General features: G+C 49.3%; 29 protein-coding genes and 4 pseudogenes. 14 read left to right on the forward strand and 19 right to left on the reverse strand.

The genetic code is table 11. The features are described from left to right. Positions 1 to 2: 2 nt before the first annotated feature. The 17 genes and pseudogenes from GBC03_19420 to GBC03_19500 all read right to left on the reverse strand — a co-directional run bounded on the left by GBC03_19420 (position 3) and on the right by GBC03_19500 (position 10,193). The gene (locus tag GBC03_19420) at positions 3 to 470 is read right to left on the reverse strand and encodes a DUF1367 family protein (GenBank protein QFS72221.1); all 468 of its coding nucleotides are present in this window, start codon (positions 468 to 470) and stop codon (positions 3 to 5) included. A gap of 34 nt (positions 471 to 504) precedes the next feature. Further along, a complete protein-coding gene (locus GBC03_19425) occupies positions 505 to 753 on the reverse strand; it encodes a hypothetical protein (GenBank protein QFS72222.1) in 249 nt (82 codons plus the stop codon). Between the two features lie 116 nt (positions 754 to 869). Next, positions 870 to 1,100, reverse strand: a pseudogene (locus GBC03_19430) (DinI-like family protein). Positions 1,101 to 1,453: 353 nt separating this feature from the next. Next, positions 1,454 to 1,683 (reverse strand): annotated as a pseudogene (locus tag GBC03_19435) (hypothetical protein). Further along, the gene (locus tag GBC03_19440) at positions 1,680 to 1,982 is read right to left on the reverse strand and encodes a hypothetical protein (GenBank protein QFS72223.1); all 303 of its coding nucleotides are present in this window, start codon (positions 1,980 to 1,982) and stop codon (positions 1,680 to 1,682) included. Before GBC03_19440 ends, GBC03_19435 begins: the two are co-directional and overlap by 4 nt. Next, the gene (locus GBC03_19445; protein ID QFS72224.1) at positions 1,979 to 2,233 is read right to left on the reverse strand and encodes a DNA polymerase III subunit theta; all 255 of its coding nucleotides are present in this window, start codon (positions 2,231 to 2,233) and stop codon (positions 1,979 to 1,981) included. Before GBC03_19445 ends, GBC03_19440 begins: the two co-directional genes overlap by 4 nt. Positions 2,234 to 2,503: 270 nt before the next feature. Continuing rightward, entirely contained in the window at positions 2,504 to 4,582 is a 2,079-nt protein-coding gene (locus tag GBC03_19450) for a TonB-dependent receptor (GenBank protein ID QFS72225.1), read from the reverse strand. A gap of 81 nt (positions 4,583 to 4,663) precedes the next feature. Then, the gene (locus tag GBC03_19455) at positions 4,664 to 5,044 is read right to left on the reverse strand and encodes a DUF2946 domain-containing protein (GenBank protein ID QFS74070.1); all 381 of its coding nucleotides are present in this window, start codon (positions 5,042 to 5,044) and stop codon (positions 4,664 to 4,666) included. Positions 5,045 to 5,424: 380 nt separating this feature from the next. After that, positions 5,425 to 5,814, reverse strand: a complete 390-nt coding sequence (locus GBC03_19460) for a DUF550 domain-containing protein (protein ID QFS74071.1) — start codon at positions 5,812 to 5,814, stop codon at positions 5,425 to 5,427. Between the two features lie 226 nt (positions 5,815 to 6,040). Further along, a pseudogene (locus GBC03_19465) lies at positions 6,041 to 6,265 on the reverse strand (hypothetical protein). Between the two features lie 26 nt (positions 6,266 to 6,291). Next, positions 6,292 to 6,600, reverse strand: coding sequence for a DNA-binding protein (locus tag GBC03_19470; GenBank protein QFS72226.1), 309 nt, complete (start codon positions 6,598 to 6,600; stop codon positions 6,292 to 6,294). Further along, entirely contained in the window at positions 6,597 to 7,331 is a 735-nt protein-coding gene (locus GBC03_19475) for a hypothetical protein (GenBank protein QFS72227.1), read from the reverse strand. Before GBC03_19475 ends, GBC03_19470 begins: the two co-directional genes overlap by 4 nt. A gap of 11 nt (positions 7,332 to 7,342) precedes the next feature. After that, positions 7,343 to 8,038 (reverse strand): phage replication protein, encoded by a 696-nt coding sequence (locus tag GBC03_19480; GenBank protein QFS72228.1) that lies wholly within the window; start codon positions 8,036 to 8,038, stop codon positions 7,343 to 7,345. Further along, complete coding sequence (locus GBC03_19485; GenBank protein QFS72229.1) at positions 8,035 to 9,033, reverse strand: replication protein; 999 nt, start codon at positions 9,031 to 9,033, stop codon at positions 8,035 to 8,037. Before GBC03_19485 ends, GBC03_19480 begins: the two co-directional genes overlap by 4 nt. A 116-nt stretch (positions 9,034 to 9,149) precedes the next feature. Beyond that, positions 9,150 to 9,404 carry a hypothetical protein gene (locus GBC03_19490; protein QFS72230.1) on the reverse strand — a complete coding sequence of 85 codons (255 nt, stop codon included), beginning with the start codon at positions 9,402 to 9,404 and terminating at the stop codon, positions 9,150 to 9,152. A gap of 9 nt (positions 9,405 to 9,413) precedes the next feature. After that, positions 9,414 to 9,909, reverse strand: a pseudogene (locus GBC03_19495) (regulator). 50 nt (positions 9,910 to 9,959) lie between these two features. Then, positions 9,960 to 10,193, reverse strand: a complete 234-nt coding sequence (locus tag GBC03_19500) for a Rha family transcriptional regulator (GenBank protein QFS72231.1) — start codon at positions 10,191 to 10,193, stop codon at positions 9,960 to 9,962. A 103-nt stretch (positions 10,194 to 10,296) separates the two neighbouring features. On the opposite strand from GBC03_19500, the gene GBC03_19505 reads away from it, so the two are divergent. Both GBC03_19505 and GBC03_19510 read left to right on the forward strand, forming a co-directional pair. After that, complete coding sequence (locus GBC03_19505; protein ID QFS72232.1) at positions 10,297 to 10,683, forward strand: helix-turn-helix domain-containing protein; 387 nt, start codon at positions 10,297 to 10,299, stop codon at positions 10,681 to 10,683. Between the two features lie 105 nt (positions 10,684 to 10,788). Next, positions 10,789 to 11,730: a hypothetical protein gene (locus GBC03_19510; GenBank protein ID QFS72233.1), complete on the forward strand. Its 942-nt coding sequence runs from the start codon at positions 10,789 to 10,791 to the stop codon at positions 11,728 to 11,730. 27 nt (positions 11,731 to 11,757) lie between these two features. On the opposite strand, the gene GBC03_19515 is transcribed toward GBC03_19510, so the two are convergent. Next, a complete protein-coding gene (locus GBC03_19515) occupies positions 11,758 to 11,964 on the reverse strand; it encodes a hypothetical protein (GenBank protein ID QFS72234.1) in 207 nt (68 codons plus the stop codon). Positions 11,965 to 12,238: 274 nt separating this feature from the next. Here GBC03_19515 and GBC03_19520 point away from each other — a divergent pair, with 274 nt between their 5' ends. The 12 genes from GBC03_19520 (at position 12,239) to GBC03_19575 (ending at position 23,022) form a co-directional block, all read left to right on the forward strand. Further along, positions 12,239 to 12,616, forward strand: coding sequence for a hypothetical protein (locus GBC03_19520; GenBank protein QFS72235.1), 378 nt, complete (start codon positions 12,239 to 12,241; stop codon positions 12,614 to 12,616). A 178-nt stretch (positions 12,617 to 12,794) separates the two neighbouring features. Next, entirely contained in the window at positions 12,795 to 12,989 is a 195-nt protein-coding gene (locus tag GBC03_19525) for a DUF1482 family protein (GenBank protein ID QFS72236.1), read from the forward strand. Further along, on the forward strand, positions 12,989 to 13,147 hold the full coding sequence (locus GBC03_19530) for a hypothetical protein (protein ID QFS72237.1): 159 nt from the start codon (positions 12,989 to 12,991) through the stop codon (positions 13,145 to 13,147). The genes GBC03_19525 and GBC03_19530 overlap by 1 nt, the downstream gene beginning before the upstream one ends. A gap of 85 nt (positions 13,148 to 13,232) precedes the next feature. Then, the gene (locus GBC03_19535; GenBank protein QFS72238.1) at positions 13,233 to 13,520 is read left to right on the forward strand and encodes a DNA breaking-rejoining protein; all 288 of its coding nucleotides are present in this window, start codon (positions 13,233 to 13,235) and stop codon (positions 13,518 to 13,520) included. A 127-nt stretch (positions 13,521 to 13,647) separates the two neighbouring features. Continuing rightward, positions 13,648 to 16,656: an exodeoxyribonuclease gene (locus GBC03_19540; GenBank protein ID QFS74072.1), complete on the forward strand. Its 3,009-nt coding sequence runs from the start codon at positions 13,648 to 13,650 to the stop codon at positions 16,654 to 16,656. Between the two features lie 10 nt (positions 16,657 to 16,666). Continuing rightward, positions 16,667 to 17,749 (forward strand): enterohemolysin, encoded by a 1,083-nt coding sequence (locus GBC03_19545; protein ID QFS72239.1) that lies wholly within the window; start codon positions 16,667 to 16,669, stop codon positions 17,747 to 17,749. Positions 17,750 to 17,790: 41 nt separating this feature from the next. Next, positions 17,791 to 18,030 (forward strand): DUF4060 family protein, encoded by a 240-nt coding sequence (locus GBC03_19550; GenBank protein ID QFS72240.1) that lies wholly within the window; start codon positions 17,791 to 17,793, stop codon positions 18,028 to 18,030. A 64-nt stretch (positions 18,031 to 18,094) separates the two neighbouring features. After that, positions 18,095 to 18,310 (forward strand): hypothetical protein, encoded by a 216-nt coding sequence (locus GBC03_19555; GenBank protein QFS72241.1) that lies wholly within the window; start codon positions 18,095 to 18,097, stop codon positions 18,308 to 18,310. Then, positions 18,310 to 19,596, forward strand: coding sequence for a DUF3596 domain-containing protein (locus GBC03_19560; GenBank protein ID QFS72242.1), 1,287 nt, complete (start codon positions 18,310 to 18,312; stop codon positions 19,594 to 19,596). The genes GBC03_19555 and GBC03_19560 overlap by 1 nt, the downstream gene beginning before the upstream one ends. A 70-nt stretch (positions 19,597 to 19,666) precedes the next feature. Then, positions 19,667 to 20,341 (forward strand): two-component system response regulator PhoP, encoded by a 675-nt coding sequence (phoP, locus tag GBC03_19565; protein ID QFS72243.1) that lies wholly within the window; start codon positions 19,667 to 19,669, stop codon positions 20,339 to 20,341. Continuing rightward, entirely contained in the window at positions 20,341 to 21,804 is a 1,464-nt protein-coding gene (gene phoQ / locus GBC03_19570; GenBank protein QFS72244.1) for a two-component system sensor histidine kinase PhoQ, read from the forward strand. Before phoP ends, phoQ begins: the two co-directional genes overlap by 1 nt. Before the next feature lie 96 nt (positions 21,805 to 21,900). Beyond that, positions 21,901 to 23,022 (forward strand): cupin domain-containing protein, encoded by a 1,122-nt coding sequence (locus tag GBC03_19575; GenBank protein ID QFS72245.1) that lies wholly within the window; start codon positions 21,901 to 21,903, stop codon positions 23,020 to 23,022. A gap of 103 nt (positions 23,023 to 23,125) precedes the next feature. Here GBC03_19575 and pepT read toward each other — a convergent pair whose 3' ends face one another. Beyond that, complete coding sequence (pepT, locus tag GBC03_19580) at positions 23,126 to 24,352, reverse strand: peptidase T (GenBank protein ID QFS72246.1); 1,227 nt, start codon at positions 24,350 to 24,352, stop codon at positions 23,126 to 23,128. Between the last annotated feature and the right edge of the window lie 104 nt (positions 24,353 to 24,456).

The following is a 24,456-nucleotide window of genomic DNA, read 5'->3' on the forward strand; positions in this document are numbered from 1 at the left end:
CCTCACCCCGCAAAGCTCATAAGCTGGGCGGCGGCATTCTCGGCCTCTTCCCTGCTGTTGAAAGTGCGGGACAATATCCAGCGCCACAAAACATCGAGTGCAGTTTTATACAGGTCCTGGAATTCTGTTTCGTCCATGTTCGCGAAGGCGATACTACGGGGATGTTTGCGGAGAGTTCCATCAGGTAACTGGATTGCGTCATAGTGCCCGGCTTCGACGGTCACCCATGCGCGGTAAGCGTCGAAGGATTTGCACAGACTTATGCCGTTCGTGATACGCCGACTGGCGATCTGCTCCAGATACTGCTCAGCAGCATCCAGCAGAGCGCTTTCATTGCCGCCGTATGAGGCAAGGAATCTGGCATAACCATTAACGAGTTTGATTTTTGATTGCAGAATATCGCTGGTCTCCGGCGTTGCGGGGATCAGGATTCCTGAGGACTGCTTGATGAGTTGTAATTCGTGCGCCATGGTTTTCTCCGTGGCGCAGCAGGTTAACGGCTGTTCAGACCGTTGATTTCATATTATCAAAAGGTGGAGTCACCCGATAGCCGAGACGACGAATAAACTGCGCAAAGCCATTGGGAGTAAAAACTTCTTCGTCATCCAACAAGGGCCGCATTGAGACCATGCCGTTGACGCGATAGATAAGATGCCTGCCCGATGAAGGAAAGCTAAACACCACGCAGCCGTCAGACCTTCTTACAATGTCATACCAGTTGTCTTCTGACGTTTGCAAAGCTGAATCACTCACATTCTGTTCTCCCTTCGAGCGACGTACAGACGCGATTAAAGATTGTCGGCAGCAGCATCAAAGGGATACGCAAATTGCGGTATTCTGAAAAATGCGCGCCACCATTAAGCGCAATGTTAGTAAAACCAGTCGTCAGCGCTTTCCCGTATCTCCTGCAGGATGTTTTCGATTTTTTTTATCATCTTTATTCCACAGAAACCGCTCAAACCATCAAAATCAGTATGACGGATTATCAGACTGCAATCCCCATACTGATGACTAAGGCGTTTGAGCAGCCCTTTCTCCAGTGCTGATAGCGCTCCTCTCAGAAGTTATTTAGCGCGATCAATGGTTAATTCAACTTTCATAATAGCCCCCACCGGACATACTGTATTTTTATACAGTATACCTATGTGAGAAAATGATCAATGTCTTAAGAGCACAAATTGCTAATATACTGTCAGGATAGAAAATTAAAAACCGCCGTAGTGGTTTGAATTGAATAGTGTTTTTTGACAGAGATTTCTTTTGGTTGGCAAAGCTCCGGCAAATTCGCGTGCACAAGCACCTCAACAAACGGCTGCGAGCTCCCATTTTACGCTAAGTAGTAGTCCATCCATCAAATTGGCTATGCACGAATAGTTTCTGGGGAGATAGATTATGGAAAACCAATTTACTTGAAGGGGGGGTGGTAATGTCAGGGTATCAAATGAATAACTATTTAGCTTTCGTCTGTCATTTTTTTGTAAAACAACCATTCATCCCAGACATTTTCAGGATCGATGTCAGGATATCCTCTTTCTTTCACCATATCCCTGGCGACCTCAATTGGAACTCTGATTGCAGCAGCAGAATCGCGTATTGACTCAACCTCTTTTCGGGTTAACTCCCGGCCGGCATCTCTTTCTTTACCAGAACTGCAACCAAGGCAGGGATGAACACAATAGTCATTTTTTGTTGGTATCCAATTTTCGACGGGATTCAATCATATGAACATAGAACGCGTGAAACTCTTCGTCCTGACTAACGACCATCTCCGGAGGCAGTGACTCTCGCTCCTTATCCCATTGAGCAAGTACGTCCTGACATTTTTCATATGCCTCATCAACGATTTCAATAGCTGGCCTGTCGGTGTTGATATACGGGATTGTATTATTGTTGAGGCATACAGCAATTGGAGACCCATAACTGTATTCTTCCCCCAAAACTGGGGTAGCAAAAACGATAATAGCCAGTGTTATCCATTTCATTTCTTATTCGCATCTTCCATTTCAATGTAACGCGGATCGCTACTCTTCGGCAGCGTCACGCTGATCTCCCTATAATGCCTCAAGCGCTCCAGAAAGTAATCTCTCAGATGTTCAGACTGCTCACGCATTACCTGTTCAGCTATAACCGGCATGTTCAGGCGCTCTTTGTACGCCACGCCAGATGCGGCGAGGTCAACGTTAACCTTGTCACGTTCTTCCTGACTCTTTGCTGCGATATTATGACTCAGCATGATGAATCCCCCCTCGATGCTATAAAGGGATTATACATTACATCACCATTTCTTTCGGCTGGTGCAGTTCCAGCTAATTAGCACGCACCAGAGCTTCAGTGAAGAGCGGCGAAACCACTTTACCGCAACAGGCTACCGACTAGCCTTTCGCATACTTCACACTACGGAAGTCCCGGTCAATAATATACTGCTCCGATAAACGCTGGAGCAGTATATAGAGTTATCAAGGCAAAACATAAGTGGCACTTTTACTGTCATGCAAAAATGTCATTAAAAAGTGAGATTTATTTTACCCCAAAAGGTTCTGCCTGATTCATTAACTGATGTGTTTGCTGAATAACCGAAACTGCTGTTTCCAGCAAGATTCAGGTGTTCGCTGTACGTTTTGTCAAACAAGTTATCAACGCCGGCGCTAATTTTAACGTACTTATTAACTTTGTATGCAGCATTCGCCGAAAACACAGCAAAACCAGGACTACTATTAAAATCTTTACCAACGACGTTGCCTTCGTTAATAGCAACACGGTTCTGGCTGCTGACAAGACGCAAAAGGCCAGTACTGCTCCAGTCGCCCTGTTCCCAGGTCAGCCCCAGACGGGCTTCAAGCGGTGGCGTCTGTGGTAAAGGCTGATGGTTAGATGTATTTTCCCCCCAGGAATAAGCAATGCTGGCATCCGTTTTCCATGAGTCTGACCATTTATACGCAATACCTGCCTCTCCCCCCATAATGGTTGCATTGACGTTATCAACCTGGCTGATAGAGGCATTATCAGGATCATAGCGGAACAGAATAAAATCATTAACACGACCAATATAAGCGGATACCCAAGTGTTTATACGTTCACCGTTGTACTGAGCGCCTATATCAATCTGAGTTGTTTTTTCCGTTTTGAGTTTATCGAAGGCATCACCCGAACCTCCAGGTCCATAAGTCGGCGAAAAAATCTCCCAGTAATCGGGGAAACGCTCCGTGTAGCCTATACCTGCATAAAACATAACCGGTAGATCAGCCATATTATGTTCGAAGCGAACAAAACCGGCCGGTAATGTATCAGTCCGTTTTGCTGAACCCATATCAGTGTAATTATCAACCAGAACGCGATCGAGACGTGCGCCCCCCTTCACCTTGTTCTGCTCAGTTACACTCCAGGTCAGTTCGCTGAAAAGACCGTAATCGTGGAAACGGGCGTCCTTATTCCAGCGATCATCAATTTTATTACGGTGTGTACTAAGTTGCGTATCTGCGCCACTGCGAAGCTCAAAATCTGAGAAAAGGAAGGTTCCCATCATTCTTCCACCAACAGTACGGCGATCAACCTCCATCGCCATTGGCATACTCATATTCATCGAAGAGTCTGAGTCCATTGCTGAGTCCATTGAGGAACCCATAGCATCTCCCATCTCATCACCTGACATCCCCCCCGACATACTACTGCCCGGAGAGCGCAGGGAATAGTTATCCATAATATGATCTGCATAGTTGTAATATACATTTGCCTCAAACTTATCGAATACCTCGCCAATACCCGATTTTTCAAAGCGCATTCCTAAGCTTTCCCTCTTAAACTGCGAACCATCCATACCGCGACCAGCATAGCGTGCTTCACCATCGCCTTTACCTGCAGTAAGCTCGAGAAGTGTGTCTTTGTCTGGTGTCCAGCCTATAGCCATATCGCCATTCCACTTATCCCATCTGGAGGGCACGCGGTCTCCATTTCCATCCTTGTAGTCATCCGAACGTGACTTATTGCCAATGAGGCGAAGATATCCCTCCTCACCGCCCAGACTGACATCAGCGTTTTCATCCCAGCGATTGTTTGACGCAGCAAGAAGACTGGCAGTACCCTGCACCCCCGCTTTTTCAAAGCGCGGCTGTTCACGATCAAAACGGATAGTTCCCGCCGAGTTTCCAGGCCCCCAGAGCACAGTTTGTGGGCCTTTAATCAGAGTTAATACATCAAAGCTTTCAGGAGAAATATAGGAGCTTGGTGCATCCATGCGTGCCGGACAGGCACCAAGCATTTCACCATTATCAGTCAGAATTCTCAGACGAGAGCCAAACATGCCACGAAACACAGGATCACCGTTGGTTCCACCGTTACGTATCTGTGAGAATCCAGGTATAGTTTTCAGATAATCCGAGCCGTCGCTTGCCGGAACTGGCTGACGGGGTATTTTGGGCGAGGTAACAATTTCGAGCGGAGTGGAAAGTGGCGCAGTTACAATCATCACAGAATCATTCGTTATCTGAGAATGGTCGTGCTTTTCTTCTGCAAAAGTAGTGTCTGATATCAGCGCCATCAGGACAAGAGAAGCAACTGGCGTACGTACAAAATAGTGGGTTTTCATAAAATACCTTACTGTTTTTCAGGCGTAACAAAATCTGCCCTTAAAAATGAGCATGACGTTACTGACTTACTGTTTTGTTGTTTAAAACGAAGACTGAAATACAGCAGGCGGGGCACGGGCACGCTGAGGTGCCCAGGGTTGAAAGAGCGTGACGCAGTTAAGCGGAATTAATGAGAAGCGAAGGACAAAAAGCAGGAGCAACCACAACAAAAATACAAGCGCAAACTGGATAAACGGCAGTTGCACAAGTAACTGACAATATCCGCAGGCAATCTCTTCCATCGGAGACATTGCCTTACCAGACATCATCAGCTGATCCATCAGCGAAGACGGTTCACAGACCGCAGACATCGCCATGTCATGGTGTATCCCTGACATGGTCCCTGGCATAGAATGCGTGATGTGCTGACAACCTGTCCGGTGGGCTATCGTTCTGGAGATGGCCGGAGCAACGAACAGCATGGCGACAGCAATCAGCGCCAGCCATGCGGCTATGTGATTAGTTCGTATGCGCCCTTGCAAAATGTTTCCAGTTATTAATTTATCTGCCGAAAGTGTATCTGATTTAATCTTTGAGTGTTACAAAAAACTGAATAGGAACGATAAGTATTCTTATTATCTTGGGAGTGTAGGATTATGTGCTCTTAGAGTGGAAGAACAAGAATCACTTTCGAAATATTTGCAATTACATAGCGAATATTGCTGCCATCACGTTGTATTGAAGCTTAATAGCTAAAACATTATGCTGACTTCCGCTGGCCCGACGGTTTCAGGAACATCCGCCAGCGGGAGGTTTTCCAGCTCGACAACCCTGTTGGTGGCCTATTGCAGTAGCTGACCCATCACTTGTGCTCCTGCTGTTGATCCGCTTTGATGTGCAGCCTCGGTTCTCCGTCTTTCGGCTCGGGCCATTGCCGCGTCATATTCACCGCCAACTTTTCTTCCATCGCTGCGGTTATTTCCGTATCGCTGATACCGGAGCGGCGTTGGGCGTCCCAGAGCAGGAACTGCATGTCTGCCCACTCACTGAGGTCGTCAGGTTCAGTTGCGGCTTCCAGCGCTTCTTTGCTGAGGTGTTTAAGCGAGCCAACCGGGCCAACATTGCCGAACGTCTTATCTGACCATTCGGCATGGCGCTGACGGATTAGATTGCGTAGTTGGAGTGATGCGTCTTTCTCGTCTGGCAACACAGCCTTACCCTGAAGCAAGGCGGCAGGCAATACGGTTACCATGCTTGTCTCGTCCTTATTGGCTGTTTGTTCCGGGTACGCACCGTGGGAATATAAATCAACTGACACCTTTAATTTCCCAGCAAACACATCAAATCCATTGACGCCATCTTTTTGCATGTACTCTGCAACAACCATTGTTAGAAGCTTCAAAGTTGCATCAATATCGTTGCAGTTCAACTTCTCAAGAAATTCCGTAACCAGCTTCTTCTTATCGCTTATATTCATCTCACTCACCCTTACCGATGCCAGCGGCTATTCTGGCGTAAACAATAACGCCGTCATCAGGACGCTTACGCGGTAGATAAATTCCCGGTCTTGGCCATAAAGCAATGAATCGAGACTCGCTGCGTTCAAGTCTGTGAAATGCTCTCTCGCTCATAACACCAATTGGACGCAACGCCGCTTTCTCAGCCTCCAGCTCTGCTATGCGCTTCTTTGTGGCTTCCAGTTGCCCCTGAAGATGTTTGTATGTTGCTATCACGCCTGTACCCTCCGCTCGAAATAGACATACTGGTTAATTGCGCTGAGCGGCATTTCCAGCTTTTCGGCAATATCCCGGCGGCTGACGCCCTCCTGATGTAACTCCCTCGCCAATTCAACATCATGCTGACGGTACCGGGCCGACTGATGGTGATCACCACGCAGATACAACTTGATTCCCTGCTCACGTGCTTTTGTGCGTACCGCAGCGCCAGTTCTTCCAATAAGTCGGCCAATATTTTCTACAGTCATGGTCCCGGCGGACTGCCGAATAATCATGATTTCTGCCCTAACCCACCTGCTCATAAATCCTCCCCACTGAATAAACTCAGCGCACGGCGATGTTTGTTAACTTCCCGAACGGCTACACGGAGTTTCTCCAGTCCTTGCAGGTTGGATTTGACTTTGCGGATCTGGTTGCTGATTTCCCGTAGTGATGGGAGCTGCATTGGCTGAGATGGTTTTCTCAGTACAGGGATGCTCTCCAGGAATGTTTCGGTCCCTGCCGAAGGTATCGCAACTCTCGGCGTGATCTCAATTTCCGGTAGTTCTGCAAACACTGGCTCCGGGGTAATTTCCGTTTCGTCAGGAAGTCCCCACTTAACGCCTTTCCCCTGACCGATTTTTTTGATGTGTCCGCGCTTTGCCATCAGGCAGAGATTTGACGCTAAGCCTCTTGGATCTCGTCCGACAGCCGACGCCAGCGCTACGGTATCCATGTTCCCGTTTTCGGTTAGTAGTGCGACGATTGCCTCAGGTTTGATCGGCTCAGTAACCTCACCGCGCAGCAGTTTCTTTGGGGTGTCGTTTAAATTTTTCGCACGCAGTACGGTCTTCGCTGGCGCTGACCGAATACTTGTTTTTCCGTCAGCATCGCCTGTTACTTCCCATCCACCATCGAAAAAATCACACAATCCCTGTTCACGCTGTTCGCGGAGTATATTCAGCGCTTCAACAGGTTCGATTTCCAGGCGTGCCGCGACTTCACGGTATGTTGCTTTACCCATTGCTTTTAAAACATCGATTACGGTTTCCATAGTGTCTCCTGTTAAATCAAACCGGCGTCTTTGCGTTGTTTGTACTTAGCCATCAGCATCTCAACCGGAGTAGGCCCGGCTGCTACTTTTGGCGCGGACAGTGTACGGCGGATAGGGGGAACCGGCTTACCGGACAGCGCTCGCTTTTCCCAGTCATGCAGGATGTCACCAGCGGCACGGATAAGTTCCTTTTCACTGAGTTGTCCATCTGTTCCCCGACGACGCAACTCAAGGCAGACGTGGTAATACAGCGGGTTTTTATCCCTCCATGGGAACTGCTCACTCGCCGGATAGCGAAAAACAAGTTTCCGCCAGCGCCAGTATTCGCTCATTATGTCGTCCACACTGACGCCCATCGCACCACTCCCCTCACGGCACCACGAAATAAACTGACCCGGCGATGGCCAGAACGGCGACTGACTGGAGCGGGCTTTCTGCATTCCGACGGAAATCTGTTCACGGGAGGTGATGCCTGACTCGGCGAAAGCGGCGATCCATTGCTGCTTCGCAACGCGAATATCATCGTCAGTGCGGAGGTTCGTCTGAGTGGATGCCGGAAATACCTGCATGAGGTTTTCAAAAAGCATATCCACCAGTTCTTCAGCGTCAGTGTTAACAACCTTTCTGTCGTCATAAGAATTGCCAGCTATGCGCGATAGCATTTCGCTGTCGCGATTCTGAATCGCACGATAAAGATCCGGGGTCATATAAATTTCTCCCATGCTTTAGCACTGTTCCAGTGCGGGCCAGTTTCGGATTTGTTTGCGCTGACATCTGAGCGTGGCTTGCGGGTAGTGTCTTCGCGGTGAAGGGTTAACGTGTCCCACTTGGCGCGGAGCTTTGCGGGGGAGAGAATATTTTTGTACCAGAACGAGTCTTTGCAGGCCCATCGGAACAACTCACAAATCTCTTTGTGGGTGCGTCCGTCCAGTTGGCGCATAAGGCGTATATCATTCGCCCAGCCAGCCATGTTCGGCTTTTTCAGGGATGGTTTGGTGATGTCGCGCAGCGCCAACATCCACTCTGCGCAGCGGAGATCGTCAGATGTCCCCCACTTGTCACCTTTCGGTGTCTGGACAGCTGCATCAGGAACAATTTTGGAAATTCTCTGACGTACATTAAATACGTTAGTATTTAATATATATTGTTCATGATGTGCGCTTGTTTGTGCGGATGTATGTGCGCTTTCATGTGCGCCACACCCATCCAAACCAGCACTGTTACTGGCTTCGCCATGTGCGGTCATATGTGCGCTTGTATGTGCGGAAGTTTGTGCGGGCAAATTGTCCACTTTTTGAGCATATTCAGCATAATTTGAGATCGTGATCACACGCCCTCTTTGCCGCTCCCCCTCAATGGAAATCATCCCTTCACGCACAAAAAATGTCAGCATTCTCTCAACAGCATCACGACTTGTTGGGTTGCCTTTTCTGTCACGTAGTTTCTGGCCCAGATCGGCCGCCGTAGTCACCAGTTGTCCGGTTTGTAGCGGCCATTGGCGACCTTTAAAGCTCGCTGTATATGGCTGGCTGGCAGCGCCCAAAAGTAGGTTATCCCACAACGTGCGTAGGTAAACATCTTCTGACCATGGCTGCTTGAGTACACTCCGGTACAACGGGATGAATCCGGTCTTCTGGTTTTCCATCCGGTTGCTCCTGACGGCGGTACGCGCCGCAAAATCGGCGTAGGCGACATTAGACATAGCTATGCCTCCGTTGCCTGGTGTTTTGAAAAACTCTTTGTCATAATGACCTCGTGATTTCGCCTGGAATTACACTCGAAGACTGGCTGTGTTGGCGCACAACAGTCTTCACCCTTTCAGAACAAACCTTGCCGCTTGCCCCGTTTAGTCCGTTTTGAATCAAACCGATCCGCCGGCAACGTTTGTTGCTCAGCCCATAATTTCGCGTGGCGTAAAACATCATCAAAAATCCTCCCTTTCCTGCTCGCCTGGCTCATGCGCTTGTACATGTCGACAGCCAGAAATGCCCCCCCCTGCGCTACTGCCGCAGTGAAGCCCTGCCGGATTAACTCTTCCCGGACATGCTTTTCGATAAATTCCATATGGTTCATCTGAACACCTCATATGACACCTGGAGCCATAGCAGCGATACCACTCAGAACCTGAACAACGACCTCACCTGGCAACATGTTCAGCAGATGCTCAATCCCTTCCCTGACCTCTTTCACCAGTTGGTGTTGTGGTGCATTCAGCATTACGGCCTGTTTTGCCTCGCTGATTTCCTTCTCCATCGCTGCATAACGCGTCATGAAACAATCCTGTCCGATAAGGCGCCCACGAAATTCCAGCGGCAAAACAGCCAAGATTGCCGGAGTCAGCTGACGGATGTTTTCGCGCGCATATCCGGTGTCGCTGTCCAGCCAGCGGAAAAGCTTCTGTCGCTTACGGCTCAAGTCGCGAGGAAAATCCAGCCCGGCCCCCCCCCTGTCGTTCCCATTCTTCAATGATGATCCCGGCGACTACGTCCTGGTTGTCCAGCGATGCCGACCACGCACGAACAGCAGCACGAATCTGGTCATGCTTATCTGCCTGATGCTGGTGATTGCGATTTATCATCGCTGCCGGATGGAATCCGGTATTTTGTTGAACTGAAATTGAATGCACGGTTACGCCCTCACTTCCTGCGCCGGTAATCCATCCGTGGGGTTCGGATACAAATCAGGGCGCAATTCGTGGGGAGTAACACCAGTTGCATTGAAAATTGGTAAAACACGATCGGCTGGAACGACGCCCTTGTATCGTGTTTTCCAGCGACTAACCGACATCGGTTTAATACCTAGCTTTGTGGCTAAGTTGCTGGCAGTGCCAGCTTTCTGAATGGCCTTTTCTAATCCGTTCATGAGTATCTCCACAAGATTTACAAACAAATTAAGCCTCAGACTTAAATAAAGATCAAGTCTTGAGCGAATTTTAATTTATAAGCAAAAGGCTTATTCTTCTGATATGGCTGAGAAAAAAATACTTAACCCAACTCTCATCGAGCGTTTGACAGAACTGACGCAACGAGGGATGACAAAATCTGATATGGCAAGGGTTGCGGGTATTACCCCGCAATCCGTAAACGGCTGGTTCAAAAAAGGTGTTATTAGTAAAGAATCTGCGTTAGCTGTTGCCGACGCTGCTGGGGTATCCGTCCCTTGGCTACTTGGTGAGGATGTTGGAGAGAAGGATGGCCTTAAGCCTGACGAACAGCGCCTGCTGGAGCTCTACCGCCAACTGCCAGAAGAAGAACAACAGAACATGTTGCGGATAGTGTCGCTGCGGCTGAAGGAGCTCGATGAGCTGTACGCGAAGTATATGGGGCGCAGGATTAAGGGTGATGCGGAGTAACATATAGCAGACGTACAGGAAGCATGGGTAATCATGCAAAAGAAGTCCGTTGAACCTAAAACAATATCGTAAATTAACTGTATATGCGATCAGGTGAGTGCCATAATGGATGCAGGCAGCAACTCGGAAACTAATGATATGAAGTTCAGGATAGTATACGACGGTCCAGCACTGGAGACGCACGAAATGAACGTGCGTGACCTTGCTCCTGCCCTCCTGTCCTTGTCAGATGCATTAGAGGAAGCCGGAAAAACAGTTTATGGAAACAAGACCGTTGTTTCCGTAAAGGTTAACGCATCATTCAAAGCTGGATCATTTGGAATAGATCTGATTGCCTCATCTACATCCTGGATCAAACAGGCTGTTGATTTTTTTTCTGGCGATACAGCAACAGCTGCCGCTAATCTTATTGCTTTAATTGGTTTTTGCCCTGGCCCTAGAGAAAAAATTTGCAAGGGTCTAATCCAACTAGTTAAATGGATTGGACCAAGAGAAATAAAAAAGTTACACAATCTGCCTGATAGCAACGTTGAAGTCTTTGTTGATGACGATAGTGAAATTTTCGACAGCAAAGTGATTGAACTGTATAGAAATATTAAACTTCGTTCTTCCTTGCAAGAAGTCATAAGCAAGCCATTAGAGCAAGAAGGCATCAACAGTTTTGCTTCCACTGTCGATGATGGGCTGACATTCATGACGATCGACAAGCAAGAAGCGCATTATTTCAAAGTTGAGCTACCTGCAGAGTCAATAATTTCAGAGTCCACGGTAGAGAAAGCTCTTCAGATTAAAAACATTTCTTTTAATGAAGGCAGCCGATGGAGATTTACTGATGGTTCCAGTAGCTTTTTGGCTGAAATTAAAGACCAGAAGTTTATCAGTGATATTGATAACAACACCTTAAACTTTTCTAAAGGTGACATGTTGCTTGTTGACCTAAAGGTAACTCAGTACATGATTGGCGATACCATAAAAACCACATTCGAAATTGAGCATGTGAAAAAACAGCTGAATCCACAAAGACAAATAGATCTCCCATTCGAATGAATATACCCGGCCACCGCGCCGGGTTTTTTATTGCCCTTTTCTCACCATAGCAGCCACATCTCGCAAACCCTCTTTGTATATGGCGTTACCCACAGAGTGACGCTTGGCTTCCAGACTATCCACAATCGTATCTTGGCTTATCTCCATTCCGGCGATTATCAACTCAACAACCGCACCACCAATCTCACCCGCAATGAATGCTGCACGGACCTCTTCCATTTCGTCACGATCCATAGCCCACTCTCATTGATGTTTATCTGACCATAAGCATCATCCACTCCCGTACATTCGTCATAAAAATAAGTCTAAAACTTAATTATGTTTTCAGTCTCACGCTTGACACCAGTTAAGTCTAAGACTTAATATAAGCTCACAGTAACACAACCACCTAGGCAGGACGCCCACGAAGTAGCCGTCCGGGGCATACGAAACACCGGATGAGGTGGAGTTATCAACGCGCAGTAGGTTTAAAAGTTCCGCTGGCCGGCGACAAGGCAATGAGGGTTAGATGAGTAAGGTAGTAAAGGTGGCGCCTATTGAACTCGAAATAGACGCCACGGAAGTAATCAATCAGGTCGAGGAACTACTGGGGTTACTTGAGCTTCCAGCCCGTTCCCTTGAAGGCATCCCTGAGGATGTCGTCAACCTGCTTTTTGACAACATCCGTCCCTTGCTTAACGACATCGTCCTTAGTGATTTCTCGACCACAGTCGGCACAACTGACGCCAACAAAATTAGTCTCAAAGTCGAAATTATCGGGACGCTTGAGCATCTCGCTACCGCAATCAGGACAGGCGACCTTCATGGTTTGCTTTTCGAGCATAGATTAATCCTTCCTTCTGTTGGGGGATTAAAGGTTAACCAAATTCTTGCTGTTGGGGAATAGCAGAATCCACTGAGCCTGAAGTGGTGAAAAGACAGGCATAACAGGAGGATATAAAAATGATTGATTTCGCACGTCAACCAGCACGCATCCAGGCCGTTCGCGGGAATGCTTTTACTGCACCACTGCGTTTCCTGTGGCGAGTTCTGAAAAATGGTAATAGTGCAACGGTAGCTAACAAATGAACACGCTGTACGCATTGGTGCTGACGATCGCCATGGCTAACGGAGACTTCCAGGAAGGCATCATCGGCGTATACGGAAGCAAGGAACAGTGTGAATCCGCAGCCAGTGAGCAAAGCAGTATCACTGATTGTTATCCGCTCGAAGGTATCGTTCAAAACGGAGAGTTGCCAAAACACTTTAAGGACAGGTGATGAAAAAAGAATGTGGTTATTGCCACAAGCCTGTTGAAGAAGGCGCAGAAGTAAAGAGTACCCTGCTCTATCTCAACGGTACGCAACTGGCACAGAAAGAAAAAGAATATTGCTCTAAACAATGCGCTGAATACGACCAGATGGCGCACGAAAGTTAATTAGTACCCCTGAAATATGAAATGAAAAATTCGCCATTAATTTGGCGCGGCTTCTTACACCCTTAATTTAATAACTGGAGATGTTATGGAAATCGTAAAAATCGAAATAAACCTGAAAGCAGTGAATAAAGAAGTGGCTGTATTCAACTGCGAGAAGAAAGTATCAGGCGTTATTCATTCAGCCGCAACGGGCGCGGTCACGGTCATTCTCGACGGTGGCTATGTATTCGGCAAGTTCGACAGCCCTTTCTGTGCTGTAGATGCAATTTCAATGCTGTCCATGAAAGTAAGTGATGGCGATAGCGCAGGGTTTGGTAACTACCGCAGCTACAAACTCGATTACTCAGAAAAAGCTTTCAGAACCGTTCATTAAGCAAAAGCCCACACGAGGTGGGCTTGCCCTGTCCGGTCTCACCGACCAAAGCGAACCGGACATTCTACCTGGTAAAACCGAGGTGCCACTAAGGCGCCTCCATTCTACACGAAGTGAGGATAAAACAATGAGTGGAACTAATCCCGTATTTTTAGTCCGCAAAGCAAAAAAATCATCAGGCCAGAAAGATGCAGTTCTCTGGTGCTGTGATGATTTTGAATCGGCAAATGCCACACTGGATTATCTCCTGATTAAATCAGGCGCAAAGCTGAAAGATTATTTCAAAGCTGTCGCTACTAATTTCCCTGTCGTCAACGAGCTGCCGCCGGAAGGCGAATTGAGTTTAACCTTTTGCGATTTCTACCAGCTCGGCAGCGACAACATGACCTGGGCGCAAATTCCAGGCGTGACACTGCCATCATCTGAAGCCGTTGCCGCCGCCCGTCAGCGTATCGTTGATGGTGTTGATACCGAAACAGGCGAAGTGCTGGAAGACCATACAGAAACCTTTGGCAACGAAAATAACGCTGTAAAGCCTGGAGATCTCCCTGCTTACGCTTACAACGTCAACGGCGAACTGATGGAGGAAGTGGAAAAGGAAATGAACCAGCCGGTCGCCAGAATGAGCGAACGCCACCGTATACTCTCTCAGTTAATTCTTGATGATGCATTCTCACATCACGTGACACCGGTACAGCTTGCCGAAGTAAGCCGCCTTGAACTGGACATGAGTAACAGTTATATCCAGGACATGTTGCTTGCCTGCCATAACGTACCAGCCATTCAAAAGCTGGATACTCCAAACCTGTGGAAATTTACTGACGCCTTTAAACGGATTTTCCCGCAGGACAAACGACACACCCTGCATTTGATGATGAATTTTGCACAGGCATTTGTTGATACAGAATACATCGATCGTGGCCTGCTCGTTAAAGAATGGGTGAAAGGCAATCGTGTGTCTGAAATTAATCGCACACCATCTGGCGCGAACGCCGGTGGCGGTAATAAGACTGACCGTCTTACTCCACTGACAAAAACCGGGCTCGAATATGAAATAGCACTTGGCCTGATCGCCCGTAACAAAGAGTTCGATATTTACAGCCCTTCCTTCGAGATCGATGTTGAAGCCAACGCCATTATTAATCTCTCCCGCTCAGGGGAAGATAACGTACTCGATGAATTTATTGCGACCTGCAAATTGTTTGAAGAAATGCCTGGTGGGATGGATTACTCACGCGCCTGCAATGTCGCTACGGTAAAAACAACACCAGAGGAACTGTTTAAATCTCCTTTCCGTCATCGCGAGTATCTCAATCGTGTCATGACAGAAACCGACCACGCACACCCGGATGAAATTATCGTTGATATTGCCTGCGGTCGCTCATCAATGCCAATGCCTCAGAAGGTGACAGCAGAAGAAGTTAATAAAATTCTTGCGGCTTCACGTGGTGATTACGTTGAAGGTATCAGCGACCCGAACGATCCGAAATGGGTGAAGACAGAGTCAAGCCAGCAGACCACGCAACCGGAAAAAGCGACCGATGGCGTTTTCGACGCTGCCACTTTAATCAAGAACTCTTCGACTCATGGCACTAAAAAGGATCCGGAGACCACCAGCAATGTGCAGGTTCAAGAAACTAACGGTGATGAAAAACAGGCTGGTGATGCGCTGTACACAGGCGAAAGTAATCTGGGGAATGGTGAAGAAGCAGATGCCGGAGAGCAAGCCATTCTGAACCAGAGTCAGGCTGAAACGCACCAAAATGCCGACTCAGTAAACCATTCTGAACCAGAAGCGCAACAAAATGCGCCAGAAACGCAACTGGATGAACCAGCACCGGAGTGGCCGTCATACTTCGAGCCTGGCCGTTATGAAGGTGTTCCAAACGACGTTTATCACGCCGCAAATGGTATCAGTTCAACGATGGTAAAAGACGCACGAGTGAGCCTGATGTATTACGACGGGCGCCACGTATCTAAAACCATCAAGAAAGAACGCTCCAAAGTTCTGGATATGGGAAATCTGGTTCATGCGCTGGCGTTACAGCCTGAAATTCTGGATGAAGAGTTCAGCATTGAACCGGTTATCCCGGAAGGCGCTCTCACGACGACAGCAACGATCCGCGCAGTTATCGACGACTACAACAATGGTTTGCCGGTGCAGCTCAGCGCAGACGATATTAAAAGGTTCCTGGAGGAATACAACGCCACCCTGCCGCAGCCAATTTCTTTAGGCGATGATGTTACCCAGACTGGCGAAAGCTACATGTCGTTACCGCCTGAATTCCAGCGAGTGGACGAAGGCCAAAAAGTTACAGCAGCCAAAATGAAGGCGTGCATCAGGGAATACAACGCCACTCTGCCGGCGCAAATGAAAACCAGCGGTAGCCGCGACACGCTACTGGAGCAACTGGCAATCATCAATCCTGATCTCGTTGCGCAGGAAGCACAGAAACCTCAACCGTTGAAAGTATCTGGCACCAAAGCGGATCTGATTCAGGCCGTGAAATCCGTCAAGCCTGACACAGTGTTTGCCGACGAGCTGCTTGACGCATGGCGTGAAAACCCAGGCGATAAAATCCTGGTTACCCGCCAGCAATACGCTACCGCGCTGGCTATCCAGTCTGCGCTCTATGCTCACCCTGAGGCAGGTAAGTTACTGCAAAACCCAACACGCGCTGTTGAAGTCAGCTATTTCGGCATTGATGACGACACCGGGCTTGAAATCCGTGTTCGCCCGGATGTTGAACTCGAGTACGAAGGTCTGCGTATCGGCTTCGACCTGAAAACAATCAGCATGTGGGATGTGAAGGAAGATGCCCTGAAATCGCGGCTTCACCGCGAAATAACCATGCGTGATTACCACCTCAGCGCCGGTATGTACTGCAACGTTGCCGATCTGGACAAATTCGCCTGGATCTTCGTGAACAAAGACGAGGGTTATCACTGGGTGGCTGTTGTGTGGGCTTCGGAATCACTGCTGGAACTCGGAAAGCTTGAGTATCGCCAGACGATTCGTTCCATCGCGAACGCCATGGACACTGGCGAATGGCCAGCACCGATAACTGAAGACTACACCGACGAACTGAACGATTACGATCTGCGCCGTCTCGATGCGCTGCGTGAAATGGCTTAAGGGGGAAACTATGGAAAACAAAAATATAACTGTTGCCGATCAGAATGCAGTAGTTAACTCAAACATTGCTTTGTTTGACTCGCAGTACCTGAACGCTATCAGTGCATTTGCTCAGATGATGTCTCAGGGGGCTGCAACGGTTCCTCGCCATCTGCAGGGTAATGCAGCAGATTGCATGGCAGTAGCTATGCAAGCCGCACAATGGCAGATGAATCCTTTCGCTGTGGCGCAGAAAACGCACCTGATCAATGGTGTTCTGGGTTACGAAGCACAACTGGTTAACGCGGTTATTTCCCGCAGTGGTGTACTGGCAAGCCGTTTTGAATATGAATGGTATGGACCATGGGAAAAGGTAATCGGCAAATTCAACATCAAAAAAGGTGAAAAAGGCGAGTACCGCGTACCGGGTTGGACAATGGCTGATGAAGAAGGTATCGGCATCATTATCAAAGCGCGCCTGAAAGGTGAGGATCAACCGCGAGAACTCGACCTGCTGCTTGCTCAGGCACGCGTTCGTAATTCCACTCTCTGGGCTGATGATCCGCGCCAGCAACTTGCTTACCTCGCAGTGAAGCGCTGGGCTCGCCTTTTCTGCCCTGACGTCATTCTTGGCGTCTATACGCCAGACGAACTCGATGAGCGGGAAGAGAAGATTATCAACCCCACCCAGAGCACCCAAAGCATCACCATGCAGGATATTAATGCAGATAACCTGCAGACCACCAGTACGCAGGAAGCTGATGTAAACATCGATGATGCTGCAGAGAAATTCCGTGCGCGCATTGATTCGGCTGAGACGCTGGAAGATGCAACCGCTGTGGGAAACGATATCAATACGGCAAAACCTGCATTAGGTACGGCACTGTTCACTGAGTTGAAAAATAAAGCTACCCGCCGTTATCACCTGGTTAAGCATCGCACCATGCTTGATGAAGCAATCAACAGTCTGCCACAGCCTGACGCACCGGATGCTGCAACATGCTTTGAAATGGTAGAGAAAAAACTCTCTGCTGCGAAGCGACATCTTGGCGACGATCTGCACGATAAGTACCGCATAACTCTTGACGACATGAAACCGGAATACATCGGCTAATTGAACAGGGAGGGATAACGCCCTCCCTCACAGGGGGTTTTATGCGCCTTATCAATCGCAGTAAACAATCGCCATTGGGCCGCCGGGCATGTGATGCAGCACTGGCAAAGCATGTTGAACGATACGGTGACTATGGTCGCAGCGACAGGAAGGAAACATACACAGTGAACGTGGACGGCGTAAAGATCTGGGTAGAAGTTGTCAACCGCCATAAGAGCTATGTAGCTACCGCTATGACAGGCATGCGCCGGTTAAGAACTCTGCCCGGTCGGTTTAACTGATAACGAATTATCAATGTCAATACACCGGCGCATCTATACTGGCGCCGGTTACCTGAGGTTAACCATGTCACAGGTAATTTTTAACGAAGAGTGGGTTGTTGAGTCCAGACTGACCGAAAAAACAGGTCTTACTGAAGGACAGATTAAAAATTATCGCCTTAAGCTATGGATTGAAGGTATTCACTTCAAGCGCCTTACTGCGCTTGGACAGACTGACAATTCCAAAGGTCTGCTTTGGTACAACTACCCGAAGATTAATCAGTTAGTTCAGGATGCTTAATGAAATACCCGACTGGCGTTGAACTGCATAATGGGAAAATCAGAATCACATTTACCTATCGCGGCATCCGCTGCCGCGAAGTTCTTCGCGGCTGGGTTGTTAACAGCAGCAATGTTAAGAAAGCAGGAAATCTGCGCGCGGCAATTGTAAGCGAAATACAACTCGGGAAGTTCGACTATCCAGCACGCTTTCCTGAATCAAAAGCACTTAATAAATTTTCCTCCACAAAACGGCTCACTACGTTCAAGGAGCTGAGTGATTTTTTTACGGACACAAAGGCGCTGGAGGTGTCGGACGCTACATTGCAATCCATCACATCTGTAGTTAACACCCTAAAACGCGTTGTGGGTGAGAACACGCGTCTGGTTGATATTCAGCATGCCGATATTCTGAATTACCGTAAAGAACTGCTAACAGGGGGAGTGATTAATCCTGCTATGCCAAATCTCATCAAACAAGGTAGATCCCCTTCAACAGTCAATAAACAAATGGCTGTTTTATCAGAAATGCTGAAGCTTGCGAACAGAAGTCAGTTTATATTACATGCACCCTATGAGGGGGTATCGAGGCTAAAGCTCTCTAAAGCAGATCCCGATCCACTTTTGCTCCATGAGTATCAGGCGCTGATTGCATCACTTCCACGCAAACTTGCCTTGATCATTATTGTTGCAGTGCATACGGGGATGAGGCCTGGAGAGATTTGTGCGCTGGCATGGGAGGATATTGACCTGAAAAAAGGTGAGATTCATGTATCCAGAAGCCTGACGAACAAACGGTTGTTTGTTCCGCCCAAAACAGATGCCGGGATAAGAACGATCACATTGCTGAAACCCGCTCTTGATGCTCTGCTGGAGCAGTACGAAATCACCGGAAGCGGACCTAAACAGGAAATTCAGTTTCATCATCGTGAGATCGGGAAAACCGAGCAACAAAAGCTTCGCTTTGTTTTTATCCCCGGAGAGAGTTCATATACAAAGGAAGGTTTTTTTTCTAAATATTCGATTTCCTATGGCTGGAAACGAGGTACTAAACTTTCTGGTATCCGGGAGAGAAACGCCTATCAGTCACGGCATACTTACGCTTGCTGGACACTGATGGCTGGAGCGAACCCTTCATTCATTGCCAGCCAGATGGGGCATGAAGATGCACGCATGGTCTACGAGGTTTATTCGAAGTGGATTGGTGACATGAACCAGGATCAGGTCAGTATTCTGAATAATCAGATGCCAACGGCACTGCCCCCAGGACGCCCCCAAGGGCGCAGCAGAATGAAAAAAATCATTTAATTTCATCGTGCTGGTTTCAACTTTCATAATCAGCGTTAAACTATTCATATCGTAAATACAGTGAGAAAAGATGATGCGTGTACTGGTTGTTGAGGATAATGCGTTATTACGTCATCACCTGAAAGTTCAGCTTCAGGATGCCGGACATCAGGTTGACGATGCCGAAGATGCCAAAGAAGCCGATTATTACCTTAACGAACACCTGCCTGACATCGCGATCGTCGATTTGGGTCTCCCGGATGAAGACGGACTTACACTGATTCGCCGCTGGCGGAGCAACGACGTTTCCCTCCCGGTCCTCGTCCTGACTGCCCGTGAAAGCTGGCAGGATAAAGTGGAGGTACTGAGCGCGGGTGCGGATGACTACGTCACCAAACCGTTCCATATTGAAGAAGTCGCCGCGCGGATGCAGGCGCTAATGCGTCGTAACAGCGGCCACGCTTCGCAAATTATTTCTATTCCCCCTTTCCAGGTTGATCTCTCGCGCCGTGAACTTTCGGTCAATGATGAGGTGATTAAGCTGACCGCGTTTGAGTACACCATCATGGAAACGCTGATCCGCAATAATGGCAAAGTGGTCAGCAAGGACTCGCTGATGTTGCAGTTGTATCCGGACGCCGAGTTGCGTGAAAGTCACACCATCGACGTGCTGATGGGGCGCCTGCGTAAAAAAATACAGGCGCAATATCCGGACGACGTCATTACCACCGTGCGGGGTCAGGGATATCTTTTCGAACTGCGCTGATGAATAAACTGTTGCGTCATCTTTTCCCGCTGTCTCTGCGTCTGCGCTTTCTGCTGGCCACCGCCGGCGTGGTGCTGGTGCTCTCTCTTGCCTATGGCATGGTTGCGCTGGTCGGCTATAGCGTAAGCTTTGATAAGACGACATTTCGCCTGCTGCGCGGAGAAAGTAACCTCTTCTATACTCTCGCCAAATGGGAAGACAATAAGATCCACGTCGAACTTCCCGAGCACCTCGACATGCAAAGCCCCACGATGTCGCTTATCTATGATGAGAGCGGCAAACTGCTGTGGGCCCAGCGTGATGTGCCCTGGCTGGTGAGACTGATTCAGCCTGACTGGCTGAAAAGCAACGGTTTCCATGAGATTGAAGCCGATATCCGCGCCACCAGCACGCTGCTTAATGACGATCACTCTGTTCAGGAACAGCTGAAGGAGGTACGGGAAGATGACGACGACGCCGAAATGACCCATTCGGTGGCGGTGAACGTCTACCCGGCCACGGCACGAATGCCGCAACTGACGATTGTGGTGGTGGATACCATTCCGATTGAGCTTAAACGCTCCTATATGGTCTGGAGCTGGTTTATCTATGTGCTCGCGGCTAACCTGTTGCTGGTCATTCCTCTACTCTGGGTCGCGGCCTGGTGGAGCCTGCGCCCTATCGAAGCGCTGGCGCGCGAAGTGCGGGAACTGGAAGAACATCATCGCGAGCAGCTGAACCCTGCGACAACGCGTGAGCTGACCAGTCTGGTTCGCAACCTGAACCGCCTGCTGAAAAGTGAGCGCGAACGTTATGACAAGTATCGCACTACGCTGACCGACCTCACCCACAGCCTGAAGACGCCGCTGGCCGTGCTGCAAAGTACGTTGCGCTCAATGCGCAGTGAAAAAATGAGCGTCAGTGACGCTGAGCCGGTGATGCTCGAACAGATCAGCCGGATTTCTCAGCAAATCGGCTACTATCTGCATCGCGCCAGCATGCGCGGCGGCGGCGTCTTGCTGAGTCGCGAGCTGCATCCGGTCGCGCCGCTACTGGATAGTCTCACGTCGGCGTTGAACAAAGTGTATCAGCGTAAAGGGGTGAACATTAGCCTCGATATCTCGCCGGAAATCAGCTTCGTCGGTGAGCAAAACGACTTTGTCGAGGTAATGGGCAACGTTCTGGATAACGCCTGTAAGTACTGCCTGGAGTTTGTCGAAATTTCTGCCCGTCAGACCGACGATCATCTGTACATTGTGGTGGAAGATGACGGTCCGGGGATCCCACAGAGCAAGCGCGATTTGATATTCGACCGCGGTCAACGAGTGGATACGATGCGTCCGGGGCAAGGCGTCGGGCTGGCGGTGGCGCGAGAGATCACCGAGCAATACGACGGTAAAATTGTTGCCAGCGACAGCCTGCTCGGCGGCGCGCACATGGAGGTGATTTTTGGTCATCAGCAGCCGGGGCCGAAAGACGACTAAACCAAAATGTAATAAATATGAGCCAACTGCACGCATCTGGTTAAGCATCCGTTATAATCGGTGACAGATACCCGCCCCAGCCTGTGGAAGCTCAATATGGAATACCAATTAACACTCAACTGGCCCGAATTTCTTGAACGTCACTGGCAAAAGCGCCCGGTGGTGTTAAAACGCGGCTTTAATAACTTCATCGATCCCCTCTCTCCTGACGAACTGGCAGGGTTGGCGATGGAAAGCGAAGTCGATAGCCGTCTGGTAAGCCATCAGGATGGTAAATGGCAGGTCAGCCACGGTCCGTTCGAAAGCTATGACCATCTCGGCGAAAATAACTGGTCATTGCTGGTACAGGCGGTGAACCACTGGCATGAGCCGACCGCCGCGCTGATGCGCCCCTTCCGCGCCCTGCCCGACTGGCGTATTGACGATCTGATGGTCTCATTCTCCGTACCCGGCGGCGGCGTAGGTCCGCATCTCGATCAGTATGATGTGTTTATCATTCAGGGAACCGGTCGCCGCCGTTGGCGGGTGGGGGAAAAGCTGCAGATGAAACAGCACTGCCCGCATCCAGATCTGCTGCAGGTGGATCCTTTTGAAGCCATCATTGATGAAGAACTGGAGCCGGGCGATATTCTCTACATTCCGCCGGGATTCCCGCACGAAGGCTATGCGCTGGAAAACGCGATGAACTATTCGGTTGGCTTTCGCGCACCGAATACCCGCGAACTGATCAGCGGTTTTGCCGACTATGTCCTGCAACGTGAACTGGGCAGCACGTATTACAGCGACCCCGATATGCCGCCTCGCGATCATCCTGCCGACGTTCTACCGCAGGAAATGGACAAACTGCGCGCCATGATGCTGGATCTCATTAATCAGCCGGAGCATTTCAAACAGTGGTTTGGCGAGTTTATCTCCCAGTCGCGTCATGAACTGGATATTGCACCGCCGGAGCCGCCGTATCAGCCTGATGAGATCTACGATGCCCTGAAACAAGGCGATGTGCTGGTGCGTCTGGGAGGATTACGGGTACTGCGTGTGGGCGATGACGTTTATGCCAATGGCGAAAAAATTGATTCCCCGCACCGTCCGGCGCTGGAAGCGCTCGCCAGCCATATCGTGCTGACCGCGGAGAATTTTGGCGACGCGCTGGAAGATCCCTCGTTCCTCGCCATGCTGGCGGCGCTGGTCAACAGCGGATACTGGTTCTTCGAAGGGTAACATGGAGATTATGCCGGATGGCGACGCTAATGCGTCTTATCCGGCCTACGGTTCAAATGTCCTGTAGGCCGGATAAGCGTCACGCCATGCGGCATCAGCCACGCTACGACTGCTTCGCCGTTAACTCGGCAATCCGTACAATCACCTGCACCGCTTTTTCCATGCCTTCCAGCGTCACAAACTCATGCTTGCCATGATAGTTGTAGCCACCGGTGAACAGATTCGGGCACGGCAATCCCATGAAAGAGAGTTGCGCGCCGTCGGTGCCGCCGCGGATCGGTTTCATATCCGGTTGAATGTCACAGTCACGCATCGCCTGCTGAGCGATATCCAGTACATGCGGATGCTCAGCCACTTTTTCACGCATATTGTAATAACTGTCTTCAATCACCAGTTCAATGTAACAGTCCGGGTGTAACCCTTTCCCGACCTTCCTGGCTATCTCCATCATCTTACGTTTGCGCGCTTCAAACTGCTTGCGGTCGAAATCGCGAATGATGTAGTGCATGTCCGCGCGATCCACGGTGCCCTTCATGCTCGCAAGATGGTAGAAACCTTCATAACCTTCGGTCATTTCCGGGCTTTCATCCGCCGGAACCTCGGCATGAATACGCGCCGCCAGGGATAATGCGTTTACCATGACGCCTTTCGCCGTCCCCGGATGCACGTTGTTGCCGACGATTTTGATATTCACCGAGGCGGCATTGAAGTTCTCAAACTCCAGTTCCCCCACGCCACCACCGTCAACGGTATAGGCCCATTTGGCGTCAAAAGCCGCAACATCAAAGTGCTTCGCCCCTTTGCCGACCTCTTCATCCGGCGTAAAAGCGACGCGAATATCGCCATGCGGAATATTTTTATGCTTCAGCACCGCCAGCGCGGTCATGATTTCCGCCACACCCGCTTTGTCATCCGCACCCAGCAACGTTTTGCCGTCGGTGGTGATCAGCGTTTGTCCGAGCAACTGATGCAGCACCGGGAACATCACCGGTGACAGCACTTCATCGCCAATGCCCAGAGCGATATCACCGCCGCGATAATTCTCAACAATCTGCGGATTCACGTGCTTACCGCTAAAATCCGGTGAGGTATCCACATGGGAAATGAAGCCAATAGCAGGGATATCGCCAGGGACATTCGCTGGAAGCGTTGCCATCAGCGTCCCTTTGTCACTTAATGTCACATTGACCAGCTCCATCTCTTCGAGCTGCTGTTTGAGCAAATTTAATAACTTCCACTGTCCCTCAGTACTGGGAACCTGTCTCACACCCGCTTTCGATTGGGTATCCAATGAAACGTAGTGCAGAAAACGCTCAAGTAGTTTATCCATGCAGTCACCCTCACTATTTGTGACAACATTATCAGTAAGCCACAAAAGACAAATATTGCGTCAGGTCACTTTTATCCCCGCAAACGAGAATATTTCGCTTCCGA

Origin of the sequence: Citrobacter telavivensis, assembly GCA_009363175.1 — a bacterium.
GTDB classification, from domain to species: domain Bacteria; phylum Pseudomonadota; class Gammaproteobacteria; order Enterobacterales; family Enterobacteriaceae; genus Citrobacter_A; species Citrobacter_A telavivensis.

Bases quoted from the DNA above. Each gene is read 5' to 3' on its own strand.
- GBC03_19530 (QFS72237.1), top strand. From the start codon at position 12,989: ATGAAAAAAGAATGTGGTTATTGCCACAAGCCTGTTGAAGAAGGCGCA.
- GBC03_19445 (QFS72224.1), bottom strand. From the start codon at position 2,233: ATGCTGAGTCATAATATCGCAGCAAAGAGTCAGGAAGAACGTGACAAG.
- GBC03_19520 (QFS72235.1), top strand. From the start codon at position 12,239: ATGAGTAAGGTAGTAAAGGTGGCGCCTATTGAACTCGAAATAGACGCC.
- GBC03_19485 (QFS72229.1), bottom strand. From the start codon at position 9,033: ATGTCTAATGTCGCCTACGCCGATTTTGCGGCGCGTACCGCCGTCAGG.
- GBC03_19510 (QFS72233.1), top strand. From the start codon at position 10,789: ATGGATGCAGGCAGCAACTCGGAAACTAATGATATGAAGTTCAGGATA.
- GBC03_19560 (QFS72242.1), top strand. From the start codon at position 18,310: ATGAAATACCCGACTGGCGTTGAACTGCATAATGGGAAAATCAGAATC.
- GBC03_19545 (QFS72239.1), top strand. From the start codon at position 16,667: ATGGAAAACAAAAATATAACTGTTGCCGATCAGAATGCAGTAGTTAAC.
- GBC03_19505 (QFS72232.1), top strand. From the start codon at position 10,297: ATGGCTGAGAAAAAAATACTTAACCCAACTCTCATCGAGCGTTTGACA.
- GBC03_19535 (QFS72238.1), top strand. From the start codon at position 13,233: ATGGAAATCGTAAAAATCGAAATAAACCTGAAAGCAGTGAATAAAGAA.
- GBC03_19500 (QFS72231.1), bottom strand. From the start codon at position 10,193: ATGAACGGATTAGAAAAGGCCATTCAGAAAGCTGGCACTGCCAGCAAC.
- GBC03_19555 (QFS72241.1), top strand. From the start codon at position 18,095: ATGTCACAGGTAATTTTTAACGAAGAGTGGGTTGTTGAGTCCAGACTG.
- GBC03_19575 (QFS72245.1), top strand. From the start codon at position 21,901: ATGGAATACCAATTAACACTCAACTGGCCCGAATTTCTTGAACGTCAC.
- GBC03_19525 (QFS72236.1), top strand. From the start codon at position 12,795: ATGAACACGCTGTACGCATTGGTGCTGACGATCGCCATGGCTAACGGA.
- GBC03_19450 (QFS72225.1), bottom strand. From the start codon at position 4,582: ATGAAAACCCACTATTTTGTACGTACGCCAGTTGCTTCTCTTGTCCTG.
- pepT (QFS72246.1), bottom strand. From the start codon at position 24,352: ATGGATAAACTACTTGAGCGTTTTCTGCACTACGTTTCATTGGATACC.
- GBC03_19515 (QFS72234.1), bottom strand. From the start codon at position 11,964: ATGGATCGTGACGAAATGGAAGAGGTCCGTGCAGCATTCATTGCGGGT.
- GBC03_19480 (QFS72228.1), bottom strand. From the start codon at position 8,038: ATGACCCCGGATCTTTATCGTGCGATTCAGAATCGCGACAGCGAAATG.
- GBC03_19490 (QFS72230.1), bottom strand. From the start codon at position 9,404: ATGAACCATATGGAATTTATCGAAAAGCATGTCCGGGAAGAGTTAATC.
- GBC03_19455 (QFS74070.1), bottom strand. From the start codon at position 5,044: ATGCTGTTCGTTGCTCCGGCCATCTCCAGAACGATAGCCCACCGGACA.
- GBC03_19440 (QFS72223.1), bottom strand. From the start codon at position 1,982: ATGAAATGGATAACACTGGCTATTATCGTTTTTGCTACCCCAGTTTTG.
- GBC03_19460 (QFS74071.1), bottom strand. From the start codon at position 5,814: ATGGTAACCGTATTGCCTGCCGCCTTGCTTCAGGGTAAGGCTGTGTTG.
- phoQ (QFS72244.1), top strand. From the start codon at position 20,341: ATGAATAAACTGTTGCGTCATCTTTTCCCGCTGTCTCTGCGTCTGCGC.
- phoP (QFS72243.1), top strand. From the start codon at position 19,667: ATGATGCGTGTACTGGTTGTTGAGGATAATGCGTTATTACGTCATCAC.
- GBC03_19550 (QFS72240.1), top strand. From the start codon at position 17,791: ATGCGCCTTATCAATCGCAGTAAACAATCGCCATTGGGCCGCCGGGCA.
- GBC03_19540 (QFS74072.1), top strand. From the start codon at position 13,648: ATGAGTGGAACTAATCCCGTATTTTTAGTCCGCAAAGCAAAAAAATCA.
- GBC03_19470 (QFS72226.1), bottom strand. From the start codon at position 6,600: ATGAGCAGGTGGGTTAGGGCAGAAATCATGATTATTCGGCAGTCCGCC.
- GBC03_19420 (QFS72221.1), bottom strand. From the start codon at position 470: ATGGCGCACGAATTACAACTCATCAAGCAGTCCTCAGGAATCCTGATC.
- GBC03_19475 (QFS72227.1), bottom strand. From the start codon at position 7,331: ATGGAAACCGTAATCGATGTTTTAAAAGCAATGGGTAAAGCAACATAC.